The organism is Streptomyces sp. Inha503 (genome assembly GCF_047215865.1).
GTDB lineage: Bacteria > Actinomycetota > Actinomycetes > Streptomycetales > Streptomycetaceae > Streptomyces > Streptomyces lycopersici.
Map to the genome: position 1 here is coordinate 9,904,630 of NZ_CP178360.1, position 12,347 is coordinate 9,916,976.

8 protein-coding genes are annotated in these 12,347 nt (G+C 72.7%); 7 read left to right on the plus strand and 1 reads right to left on the minus strand.

Translation table 11 applies throughout. The features are described from left to right. Positions 1-65: 65 nt before the first annotated feature. From ACJX2R_RS41505 to ACJX2R_RS41535, 7 genes are all read left to right on the plus strand, one after another. Complete coding sequence (locus ACJX2R_RS41505; RefSeq protein WP_262702602.1) at positions 66-893, plus strand: ABC transporter ATP-binding protein; 828 nt, start codon at positions 66-68, stop codon at positions 891-893. Continuing rightward, positions 890-1,828, plus strand: a complete 939-nt coding sequence (locus ACJX2R_RS41510; RefSeq protein ID WP_413104267.1) for an ABC transporter permease — start codon at positions 890-892, stop codon at positions 1,826-1,828. Before ACJX2R_RS41505 ends, ACJX2R_RS41510 begins: the two co-directional genes overlap by 4 nt. A gap of 104 nt (positions 1,829-1,932) precedes the next feature. Further along, positions 1,933-3,087 carry an ABC transporter substrate-binding protein gene (locus ACJX2R_RS41515; protein WP_413104268.1) on the plus strand — a complete coding sequence of 385 codons (1,155 nt, stop codon included), beginning with the start codon at positions 1,933-1,935 and terminating at the stop codon, positions 3,085-3,087. A gap of 231 nt (positions 3,088-3,318) precedes the next feature. Beyond that, positions 3,319-4,704 carry a cytochrome P450 gene (locus ACJX2R_RS41520; RefSeq protein ID WP_413104269.1) on the plus strand — a complete coding sequence of 462 codons (1,386 nt, stop codon included), beginning with the start codon at positions 3,319-3,321 and terminating at the stop codon, positions 4,702-4,704. 933 nt (positions 4,705-5,637) lie between these two features. Beyond that, positions 5,638-7,245: an amidase gene (locus tag ACJX2R_RS41525; RefSeq protein WP_413106081.1), complete on the plus strand. Its 1,608-nt coding sequence runs from the start codon at positions 5,638-5,640 to the stop codon at positions 7,243-7,245. 56 nt (positions 7,246-7,301) lie between these two features. After that, positions 7,302-8,243 (plus strand): NAD-dependent epimerase/dehydratase family protein, encoded by a 942-nt coding sequence (locus tag ACJX2R_RS41530; protein WP_413104270.1) that lies wholly within the window; start codon positions 7,302-7,304, stop codon positions 8,241-8,243. A 71-nt stretch (positions 8,244-8,314) separates the two neighbouring features. After that, a complete protein-coding gene (locus ACJX2R_RS41535) occupies positions 8,315-11,737 on the plus strand; it encodes an aminotransferase class I/II-fold pyridoxal phosphate-dependent enzyme (protein ID WP_413106082.1) in 3,423 nt (1,140 codons plus the stop codon). Positions 11,738-11,771: 34 nt separating this feature from the next. On the opposite strand, the gene ACJX2R_RS41540 is transcribed toward ACJX2R_RS41535, so the two are convergent. Next, entirely contained in the window at positions 11,772-12,341 is a 570-nt protein-coding gene (locus ACJX2R_RS41540) for a toxin (RefSeq protein WP_262702564.1), read from the minus strand. Positions 12,342-12,347 lie beyond the last annotated feature (6 nt).

The window sequence follows — 12,347 nt, forward strand, 5'->3', positions numbered from 1 at the left end:
ATCGTAAAGCGGTGCGCGCAGCCGTTGTCGCACGACATCCGCTCGACCGGATCAGGAGTTACGGGGTGGAGCCGCACACCACACCCGGGGCCGCGCCGAAAGTACGTGCCCGCGCGGTGACCCGCACCTTCGGGCACGGAACCCGACAGGTGCACGCCCTTGGACCACTCGATATGGACATTCGGCAAGGGGAGTTCTGCTGCATCGTCGGCCCGTCCGGATGCGGCAAGTCCACGTTCCTGCGCATCGTCGCCGGACTCGTCCGCCCCAGCGGTGGCGAGGTCGAGATTCGCGCTCGCCGCCGGCACCCGGCCGCGATGATCCCGCAGGACTACGGCATCTACGACTGGAAGACCGTGCTGGCCAACGTCCGCTTCGGACTCGATGTGCGGCGTGTGCCACGCAAGGCCGCCGACGCGCGGGCCAGGGACTGGCTCGCCCGGCTCGGCCTCTCCGACTTCGCCGACGCCTACCCGGCCACCTTGTCGGGCGGGATGCGGCAGCGGGTGGCGATCGCCCGCGCGCTCGCGGTGGAGCCGGAGGTGCTGCTCCTGGACGAACCGTTCGCCGCGCTCGACGCCCAGTTGCGCACCATCCTCCAGGACGAGCTGCTCGCGGTGTGCCAGGCGACCCGCACCACCGCACTGTTCGTCACCCACAGCCTGGAGGAGGCGATCGTGCTCGGGGACCGGGTGGTGGTGATGTCGGCCAGACCCGGCAAGGTGATCGCCGAACGGCACCCGCCCTTTGAACGCCCGCGCACCGGGGCGATGCGCCACGCTCCGCAGTTCGCCGCCCTGCGGTCCGAGCTGTGGGAACTCCTGCGTGACGAGGTCCAGCGGGGCGGGGCCGGTGCCGCCGCTCCGGCGGACCCGGTGGGGAAGCCCTCATGAAGGGCGAGAACACGGCCGCCTCGGCCCCGGCCGCGCGGCCCGGTGAGCGCCCCGGTGAACACCCTGGTGAGGGTGAACGGGACGGCGGGTCCGCCGGGACGACGCTGCTGGTGCGGCGCCCCGGACCGGGGGAGCGCGATCCGGTCCGCGCCCACCGGCGCCGCCGCGCCATCGAACTCGCCCTCGCCCTCGCCGTGCCCGCCGCGCTGATCCTGCTGTGGCAGCTCGCCGCGGATCAGCGCTGGATCGACTCGCGTATCTACCCCGCGCCGTCCACGATCGCGGCGGACGGCTGGCAGCGCGCCGCCGACGGCAAGCTGTGGCCGGACGTATGGGCCACGCTCAAGCGGGTGGTCGCCGGTTACGCTCTCGGCACCGCCACCGGCTATCTCTTCGGGCTGCTGATGGGCGCGCTGCGGATGGTCCGCGCGGCGCTGGAACCGTTGCTCGACGCGCTGTACGTCGTGCCCAAGCTCGCACTGCTCCCCGTGTTCCTCAATATGTTCGGCCTCGGCGAGGGACCCCAGATCGCGCTCGTCGCGACCACCGTCTTCTTCTTCGTGTGGATCTCCACGATGGCCGCCGTGATGGGCGTCGCCGAGGGCCACCGGGAGGCCGGACAGGTATTCGGCGCCGGTCCCTGGCAGATGTTCCGCCATGTTCTGCTGCCCGCCTCGCTGCCGCAGGTGCTCGTCGGCATGCGGGTCGCGGCCGGAGTGGCGGTCCTGGTCATCGTCGCGTCCGAGCAGATCGCCGCGAACGACGGCCTCGGCCACCTGATCTTCGACTCGCGGACGCTGTTCCAGAACGACGTGATGTTCGTCGGCATCGTCTGTGTGGCCGTGCTCGGCGTGGTCTTCTCCGAACTCGTCCGGTTCATCGGCCGCCGGCTCACCCCCTGGGCGCCGCGGGACCGCGGCCGGCCCCAGTCCTGACCCCCACCCCGGCTCCGATCCCAGTCCTGATCCCCACCTCGGCTCCGACCTCAATCCTTACCCCTACCTCGGCTCCGACCCCCGGCCCCCGGAAGGCGGCACCCATGGCACGGCCCCCCTCCCTCGCCCGCGCCCTGCTCACGGGCGTGACCCTGCTGGGCGTCCTCGGCTCCCTCGCCGCCTGCGACGCGCAGACCTCGGACTCGGCGGGCCCGGGCAAGCGGAGCGAGCCCCGTCCGATCACCCCCGTCGCGGGCTGCGCCAAGGGCTGGACCGACCCCTCCGACATGTCCGCCGCCCGCAGGCCCGCCCGTTGCGCGCCCGGCACGCCCGCGCCGAAGCCGCTGAAGAAGAAGACGAAGGTCGTCGTCTCCGCCTCCACGCTGACCGCCGAGTATCTGGCGCCCCTGCGGATCGGCGTGGCGAAGGGCGAGTTCAGCAAGGAGAAGCTCGACGTCGAAGTGAAGCTGCTGCCCACCCCGGACGCGCTTCCGCTGCTCGCCAAGGGCGATGTCGACGTCCAGTACGCGGCGCCGGAGGCCGCCGTGCTCAACGGCATCCGGCAGGGGTTCGACATTCGCTGGGTCGCCGGCAACTTCACGCCCGCGCCCGGCTCCAAGAGCGGATTCTGGGCCAGGCTGCGGCCGGGGGAGACGGCGGGCGGGGTCAGCCTCAAGGACCGTACGGTCGGCACCCTCATCGGCAAGGGCTCGGTCATCACCTACCCGATGGAGAAGGTGCTCTCCGCGCACAAGGCCGACATGGACAGCGTCCGCTTCCAGCAGCTCGGCCCGGCCGAGGTCCTCGCCTCGCTGAAGAACGGCGGAGTGGACGCGGCCTGGCTGCTCGACCCGGTGTGGCGCCAGGTGGACGGCGACGCGGGCTACGCCTTCCTCGGCGGTCAGCCGAGGGGCGAACCGCTCGGCGGGCTCCTGTTCGGACCCGATCTGCTGACCGGGGACCCGGACGCGGGGGTGGCGTTCCTGCGTGCCTACATCCGCACCGTCAACACCTACTTCGCCGGGGACTACAAGAAGGACAAGGCGTTCCTCGACGACCTCGCCGACGTGCTCAAGACCGAACCGGACACGCTGGCCGCCGTGCCGTCGCTGCGCATGGACTGGGAGATTCGCGCGGGCACCGTGGACCGCTTGCAGAAGTCGTACGCCACCGCCGGGGTGGTCGAGGGCGACCCCCTGCCCGAGGACCAGGTCGTGGACCGCTCGTTCTACGCGGAGGCGGTCGGCCACAAGCCCTAGGGGACACCGTTCCCTCTTCCACGGGGATCCGCCGGAAGGACCCCAGCGCGGTCCATGCCCTGGACTACGGAGATCGGCCACGCTGTTCAGCCCGCCGAACGGCCGCTAGTGTGGCCTGCGCCGTAGCGGGCCGACTCTCGCTCCGTGCCGCGCGTCAGATGCCGTGTGGCTTCCCCACACGGACCCGCGGCCCGGGCGGAATGGCCCAGCTGTCGCACGAAGGACATCGAAATGCACTTCCCCGCCTCCGCGCCGTCCGAGCTGGAGTCCCTGGCGGTCGAGCCGCTGATGACACGGGACTTCGAGACCCGGCCCGCCGCGGTGTACGCACGCCTGCGGGCCCGGTACGGGCCGGTGGCACCCGTCGATCTGCACGGGGTGCCGGTCTGGCTGGTGCTCGGCTACCGCGAGGTGCGGGAGGTGCTGCGCGACGAGAGCGCATGGAAGAAGGACGTCCAGAACTGGCGGTGGCTGCGGGAGGGCCGGGTGCCGTCCGACTGGCCGCATCTGCCCGGCTACCAGGTCAGCCATCTGCTGGTCCAGGACGACCAGCGGCACAAGGCGACACGCGCCGCCGTGGAGGAGGCGCTCGCCCCCTTCCAGGACTCCGACGCGCCCCAGTCCTGGGAGCTGGCGAACGCCGTGTCCCGCCACGCCGACGAGCTGATCACCTTCTTCGCGGACGGCAGCGAGAGCGGATGGGTGGACCTGGGCGCGCAGTTCGCGCGGGCGCTGCCGCTGATGGCCGTCAACCGGCTGTTCGGCTTCCCGGTCGAGCAGGGCGACGACGTGTTCATGGACTCGTGGCGCATGGTGGACGGCGGCCCGGACGCCGCGGCCGCCGTGGGTCGGTTGGTGGCCGCGACGACCGAACTCGCTGCGTACAAAAGGCAGCACCCCGGTGACGACCTGACCACCCGGCTGCTCGCCATCGAGCCCCCGCTGACGGTCGAACAGATCGGCCTGGAGCTGTACGCGATCATCGTCATCATGTCGGAGCTGGTCAGCCACGCCATCACCAACAGCGTGCTGGAGGTGCTGGCCGGGGAGTCCGGGACGCGGGCCGGGCTGATGGCGGGGCCGGTCGAGGAGCTGGTCAACCGCGTGCACATCGCCTCGCCGCCGTGGGTCAACCTCACCTTCCGCTTCCCCGCGGCCGACACCGACCTGGGGGACTTCCGGCTCGCCGCGGGCGATGTGGTGGTGCCCTCCATCGCCGCCGCGCATGGCGATCCGATGTTCGCCACGCCCGGCAGCCAGGACGCGTCAGTGAGTTCGCGCGCCCATCTGGCGTGGGGGGCGGGGCCGCACCAGTGCCCGGGCCGGGGGCTCGCGGACATGATCGTCACCACGGCCGTGGGCAAGCTGTTCGAACGGTGCGACTTCGAACTGGGGCTGCCCGTGGACCAGTTGCCCTGGCGCTCGTCCACGCATGTGCGCGGTCTGAAGTCCTTCCCGGTCCGGTACCGGATGCGGACGCGGCAGGCCCCGATGCCCCCGGCCGCCGGAGCCGCGGCACCCACCCCACTGCCGGAGCCCGCACCGTCCGCCCCCACCCAGCCGGAACGGCCCCGCTCCGCACTCTGGCGCTTCCTGGCAAGCCTGCGCCGGGGCTAGAGGGTGCCCGGCGAGCCATGCCGCCTGCGGCAAGCTGTCCCCTCCCCGCCCCTTCCCTAAACTGGAGCTCCGCCCCAGCCCCCGTTCCAGGGCTGCGCCCGAGGCTCCGCCCCAGGTCCCGTTCCGGGGCTCCGTCCCCGGTCCCGTTCCGGGGCTTTGTCCCAGGTCCCGTTCCAGGGCTGCGCCCGAGGCGCCGTTCCGGGGCTCCGCCCCAGGTCCCGTTCCGGGGTTGCGCCTCAGGTCCCGTTCCGGGGCTTCGGCCCAGGTCCCGTTCCGGGGCTTCGGCCCAGGTCCCGTTCCGGGGCTGCGCCCGAGGCCCCGTTCCGGGGTTGCGCCTCAGGCCCCGTTCCGGGGTTGCGCCTCAGGTCCCGTTCCGGGGCTTCGGCCCAGGTCCCGTTCCGGGGCTTTGCCCCAGGCCCCGGCCCGGGGCTTCGCCCCAGACCCCGATACCGGGGGCTTCGCTCCAGGCCCTGGGCGGGGGCTTTGCCTCAGGTCCGGAGGCTCTGCCCCAGAGCCCGGCCCGGGGCTTTGCCCCAGGCCCCGGCCCGGGGCTCCGCCCGAGGCCCCGAAACCGGGGCTTCGGCCCAGGCCCTGGGCGGGGGCTTTGCCTCCGACTCTGGTCGGGGTTTCGCCTCAGGCCCCCCGGGGTCCAGGGGCGGAGCCCTTGGTATCGGGAAGGGGCGGGGAGGGGAAAGCACGACGTGCGGCTCCGCCGTGTGGCAAGGGCTCCGCCCCTGGACCCCGGGGTCTCGGGCGGAGCCCCACCACGCGGCGGAGCCGCTCATCGATGCTGCGGGAAGGGGCGGGGAGGGGATGGAGCCGCCGGACACCCCCTGGGTGCCCGCGCCCAAGCTCGGCGCGTAAGCCCCTTGCGCCCGGCCGTCGGCCTGTAGTGCGCTGAGCTTCATGAGGAGCATGAGGGTCATGAGCGCCATGAGGAAGCCGAGCCTTGCCGCACTGGTCGCCGCCCTGGTGGCGGGCTCCCTCTGCGCGGGCGCACCGCAACCGCGGGCCGAGGCCGCAGAGGCCGCCGAGGCCGCCGATGTGGGCGGTGGCATTCCGTCGCCGCCAACAGCTTCGCCCGCCGAACTCGGCGTCGACCTCGACACCGTGACGATCCCGGAACTCCAAGCGCGGATGGCGAACCGTTCGCTGACCTCAGCCGCCCTGACCACCGCCTACCTGCGGCGGATCAAGGCCATCGACCCCACGATCCACGCCGTGCTGCGCACCGACCCCACCGCCCTGCGGCAGGCGGCCGCCAGTGACGCCAGGCACCGGGACGGCCACACCCGTGGCCCGCTCGACGGCATCCCCGTCCTCCTCAAGGACAATGTGAACACCCGCGACCTGCCCACGACCGCCGGTTCGCTGGCACTGGCCGGAAGCCCGCCGGACACGGACGCCGCCCTGGTGACACGGCTGCGCCAAGCGGGGGCGGTGATCCTCGGCAAGACCAATCTGTCCGAGTGGGCCAACTTCCGGTCCGCCAAGCCGACTTCGGGGTGGTCGGCGGTGGGCGGGCAGACCAGCAACCCCTACGTACTGGACCGCAATCCCTGCGGCTCGTCCGCCGGTTCGGGCGCCGCGCTCGCCGCGTCGCTGGCGCAGGTGGCGATCGGCACCGAGACCGACGGCTCCATCGTGTGCCCGGCCGGGATGAACGGGGTGGTCGGCCACAAGCCCAGCCTCGGCCTCGTCAGCCAGTCCGGAGTGGTCCCGATCTCCGCCGAGCAGGACACCGCGGGGCCGATGGCACGCAATGTGATCGACACCGCGCTCACCTTCTCGGTGCTCAGCGGCACCACGCGCCCCGGCGATCCCGCCGCCCTTCCCAGGACGTCCGGTCTGCGCGGCAAGCGCATCGGCCTGTGGCGGCTGCCCTCGCTCGGGCCCGAGGTGGACGCCGTGATGACCCGTACCGCGAAGCGACTGCGCATGGCGGGCGCCGAGGTCGTCGAGGTGACACCGCCGTATCAGGACCGGCTGGCCGAGCTGGAGTTCCCCGCGCTGCTGAGCGAGTTCCACCGGGACATCGACGCCTACCTCGCCACCCGCAAGGGCCCGCGCGACCTAGCCGGGCTGATCGAGTTCAACCGCGCCCACCCGGCGGAGCAGAGCTGCTTCGCAGGGCAGGAGCTGTTCGAGCGGGCGCTTGCCGCGCCTCCCACCACCGACCCCGAATACCGGGCCATGCGCGCCGAGTTGAAGGACCTTTCGCGGCGTTCCCTCGACGAGACCATGGCCACCCATCACCTGGACGCAATCGCCTCGCCGACGAACCCGCCCGCCTGGACCACCGACTGCGCACGCGGCGACAACGATGTGATCCCGTCCTCGACCCCCGCCGCCGTGGCCGGGTACCCTTCCCTGTCGGTGCCCGCCGGGTTCGTGGACGGGCTGCCCGTGGGCGTGCTCCTGATGGCCGGTGACCACGAGGACACCGAGCTGTTGTCGCTGGGCGCCGCCGTGGAGCGCCGGCTTCACGCCTGGCGAGCCCCGCGCTACCTGCCGTCAACGGGAGTCGATGCCTCCCGGTAGCGGTCCGTCGGAACGTCTGCCGCAAAAGCCACGGATACTCGCGCTAGTGTGCGCGCGTGAACCTTCATGTCGTCATAGGATTCGGGCCCGCGGGGGCGGCCACTGCTCGGCTGCTCGCCGAAAAGGGCCATACGGTACGCGTCATCACCAGGTCGGGCAGGAGCCCCGAACCGGGTATCGAGCACATCGCGCTGGACGCGACGGACAGCGAGCGACTGACCGGGGCCGTGCGGGGCGCGGCCGCCCTCTACAGCTGTGGCGCACCGCCCTACCACCGCTGGGCGAGTGAATGGCCGCCCCTGGCCGCGTCGCTCCGTACGACCGCCGAGGCCACCGGGGCGGTCCTGGTCATGCTCGGCAACCTCTACGGGTACGGCCCGGTGGACGGCCCCATGACCGAGGAGCTGCCGCTCGCCGCCACCGGCACCAAGGGGCGGGTGCGCGCCGCCGTGTGGGAACAGGCGCGCGACCTCCATGAACAGGGCCGTATCAAGGCGGTCGAGGTGCGGGCATCGGACTTCTTCGGGCCCGGGGTGACCGGCGGCGGACACCTGGCCGCGCGGGCCATGCCACAGGTGCTGCGCGGCAAGCCGGTCTCCTCGCTCGGAGACCCGGACACCCCGCACAGCTGGAGCTATGTCCCCGACGTGGCCGCCGCCCTGGCCGAGGTGGCGGTCGAGGAACGGGCCTGGGGGCGCGCCTGGCACGTGCCGACGGCGCCCGCGCTGTCCACCCGCGAGATGGTCGACCGCCTCGCCGCCCAGGCGGAGACCGGGCCGGTCGCGGTGCGCAGGCTGCCGTCGGCCGCGCTGGGACTCGCGTCGCTGGTCTCCCCGCTGCTCCGCGAACTGAAGGAGGTCCGGTACCAGTTCGACCGGCCCTTCATCATGGACGCGAGCGCCTACGAAGCCGAGTTCGCGGTGCGCGCCACCCCCGTCGACGAGCAGGTCAAGGCGACGGTGGCGTGGTGGCGCGAGCGACTGGCCACCGGCGGGTGACGGCCGTGACGGCGAAGGGATCCACAGTGGGCGCGAGCGGAACGCGGCGCGACGACATCGCGATCGTGGGAATGGCCTGCCGGTTCCCGGGGGCGCGGAACGTCAACCAGTACTGGCGGCTCCTCAACGAACCGCGGGCGCAGTTCGCCACCGTCCCGGACTCGAGATGGCGCACCGCCACCTTCCTCAGCGACAACTTACGCGACACATCCTCGACCTATACGGACACCATGGCGCTGCTGCCGGACGTGGGCCACTTCGACGCGGCGCACTACGGCATCCCGCCACGCCGGGCCAGATCGATGGATCCGCAAGGGCGGCTGCTGATCGACCTGACCCGGGAGGCCATCCAGGACGCCGGGTGGGAGGCCGAGGGCTTCGACCGCGAGGAGACCTCGGTGATCACGGCGCTCACCGAGAGCGGCTATCGCGAGATCACCACCATGCGCATCCGGATGCGCCAGCTGACCGGCGGTGAGTTCGGGGCGCGGGCCACCGATCCCCGGTGGCCGGAGACGGTGCGCGCGGTGGACGGGCTGCACGGCTCGTCCGTGGCCGGGCTGCTGCTCAACATGGGGCCGAACACCGTCAGTTCGGTCTTCGACCTGCACGGCGAGAGCTATTCGCTGGACTCGGCGTGCTCCGGTGGCCTCATGGCCGTGGCCAACGCCGTGTTCGCACTGCGCGCGGGCCGCTGCCGGATCGCCCTCGCGGGCGGCGCCCAGCTGATCCTCGCACCCGATCTGCTGGTGGGGCTGTGCCGGATCGGCGCCATCTCGCGCACCGGCAGATGCCTGCCGTTCGGCGCGGAGGCCGATGGCTTCGTCCTGGGGGAGGGCGCCGGGGTCCTGGCGCTGCGCCCCCTGGCCGACGCACTGGCCGCCGGCGACCGGGTCTACGCGGTGATCCGGGGCGTGGGCACGGCCAACGACGGGACCGTACAGGGCGGAATGCACCCTCAGGCGGCCGGTCAGCTCAGGGCCCTGCGCCGGGCCTACCGTGACGCCGATCTGACCCCGGACGCGGTGGGTTACCTCGAGGCGCACGGCACCGGGACCACGGTCGGCGATCCGGTCGAGGTCGGTGTCCTGGGCGAACTGCGGGGCGAGCGGGGCGCGCCCGCCTTCCTGGGCGCGGTGAAGGCGGTGGTCGGACACGCGCTCAACGCCGCCGGGGTGGCCGGGCTGGTCAAGACCGTGCTGGCCGTGCACCGGGGAGTGATACCGCCGCAGCCGGAGTTCGACCTCGCCGACCGCTCCGGGCTCGACGCCGCGCGGCTGATCGTCCCGACGAAGCCCACCGTATGGCCGGAATCCGGGCAGCCGCGCCGGGCCGGGGTGAGCGCCTTCGGCTTCGGCGGCACGGGTGTCCACCTGGTGGTCGAGGAGTGCGCCACCGCACCGGCCCGTCCCGCACCGGAGGAGGGGCCGCGGTTGCTGGTGCTCAGCGCCCGCGACCGGGCCGGGCTGGTCCGTTACGCCCGGGAGCTGGCCGACACCCTCGCCGAGGACCGGCCGCCGCTGGCCGGGGTGGCGGACACCCTGGCCCGCCGGGCCCCGTTCGCCGAACGCCTCGCCCTGGTGGCCGAGGACACCGCCGACGCGGTCACCAAGCTGACCGCCGCCGCCGAGGCGGTGGCGGCCGGCCGCACCGGGCAGCTCGGGCCGGGGCAGCTGACCGGGACGGTGCCACCCGGTGAGCAGCCGGAGGCCGCCGTGCCCGCGCCGGGCTCGCTGCCCGATCAGGAACGCTCGGCCGTGCTGGCCCGGCTCGCCGAGCGGGCGGTCACCGGCGCGGGGCTCCGCCCGGTGATGGAGCACATACCCCCCTGCACCCTGCCGCCGAGCCCGCTCGCCCCGCGCCACCACTGGGCGGTGGACGAGTCGGCACGCGCCCCCGAGGAGGCCCCGCCCGCCCTCGCGGCAGTGGGGGAGGGCCGGACCGGGCCGGTGGCCGCGCGGGCCGGTGGCGGATCCGCCGCGTCCATCGTGCTCGAAGAGCTCTCGCGGACCGGCGTCTTCCCGCTCGCCGATCTGACCGAGCGGATGGAGCTGGTGACCGACCTCGGCTTCGACTCCCTGATGCTCCAGGAGCTGGAGGTCAACATCGGCAAGCGGATACCGGGATTCCGCACCGAGGAGATCTTCTCTCCCGATCTGACCGTGGAACGGCTGGTCGGGCTGGTCGATCCGCATCTCACCGGGAAGCCCGTCCTCGGCGAGCCACGGCCCCGGGAGATCGGTGAGCCGCCGCCCCGGGAGACACGGGGGGGCGGGGACGGGGACGCGGCGACCGCCTGCGCCGATGACTTCCCCGAGGTGCGCCAGTTCGAGGAGCGCCTGAGCACCATCAGGGGCAGCGGCGCGGACTTCCCGTACTTCCGCGTCCACCAGGGCACCATCCGCGATACGACCATGATCGACGAAAGGCCGTATCTGTCCTTCGGCAGCTACAACTACCTGGGGCTCTCCGGCCACCCGGCGGTCAACGAGGCCGTGCACCAGGCGGTGGACCGGTACGGGACCTCGGTCTCGGCGAGCCGGGTGCTCTCCGGCGAACGGGACCTGACCGTACGGCTGGAGCGGGCGCTGGCCGACTTCCTCGGCACCGCGGACTGCCTGGCGCTGGTGAGCGGCCACGCCACCAACGTCACCGCGATCGGGCACCTCGTCGGCGCGCGGGACCTGGTGGTGCACGACGCGCTCGCCCACGACAGCATCCTCCAGGGCTGCGCCCTGTCCGGCGCGGCGCGGCGGCCGTTCGCCCACAACGACATCGGTGCGCTGGAGGACACGCTGCGGCGCAACCGGTCCCGGTTCAGACGGGTGCTGATCGTCGCGGAGGGCGCGTACAGCATGGACGGCGACCTGGTGGACCTGCCCGCCGTGATCGAGCTGAAGCGGGCTTACGGCGCCCTGCTGATGGTCGACGAGGCGCACAGCATCGGCACCGTGGGCGAACGCGGCCGTGGCGTCGGCGAGTTCTTCGGCGTCGACCGGGCGGATGTGGACCTGTGGATGGGCACCCTGTCCAAGGCGTTCGCCAGCTGCGGGGGCTATCTCGGCGGCTCGGCCCGGATGGTGCGGTGGCTGCGGCACACGCTGCCGGGCTTCGTCTACAGCGTCGGCCTGACCCCGGCCAACGCGGCCGCGGCACTGGCCGCCACCGAGCTGATGGTCGCCGAACCCCACCGGGTGCGGGCCCTGCGGCGCAACGCGGAGCTCTTCCTCGGTCTGGCCGGCTCGGCCGGTCTGGCGACGGGCACCAGCGCCCACACCCCGATCGTGCCGTGTCTCCTCGGCGACTCGGCGAGGACCCTGCACATCGCGGACCGGCTGTTCGACCGCGGTGTGATCGCCGACCCGATCTTCCACCCCGCGGTGGAGGAGGGGCTCGCCAGGCTGCGGTTCTTCGTCACCAGCGAGCACCGCGAGGACGACATCCGGCGCACCGTGGCGATCCTGGCCGAGGAGGTGGCGGCCACCGGGAGATGAGTGGGGCAATGCGTGAGGCACCGTCGGATCAACCTCAGATCAGGGTGCGTTCGATCCGGCTGAGCATGGCGTCCTTCCCTGATGCCCCGGCGTCCCCCGCCGTGGGCCCGCCATGCCGCTCCTCGGTGCCGCCCACCCGTTGGGAGAGCAGATAGGCGATGATCTCCGCTTCCTGCTCCTGGACGTCGTCGTAGGTCGCGCGCAGGAGCATGTCACGCACGAGGTCGGGGTCGAGGTTGGGGAAGAGGAGGCGGGCACTCGCCTCGTCCAGCCAACCCGCCCCGCGATGGCAGCAGATGATGTGGCCCAGCTCGTGCAAGATGATGTGCTCCTGATGCGCGCTGGTCGTGTTGGCGTCATAGAAGATGAGATCCTCGTCGCGGGCGGCGACCCACATGCCGCACGGGTGCGTCGCCGGCATCGGCATCGGGACCAGCGTGATCGGGCGGCCGCGGACCTCGCCGAGATGGCGGCACAGCTCGGCCACATCGGCCACCTCCGGCAGGTCGAGGTCGGCGATCCGCCGCGCACCGGCCTTGCGGAGCTTCTTGAGCTGACTGCGGCGGTCGTGATCGGCCGACCGTCCCTTGCCTGCGCCCCTCACCCAGCC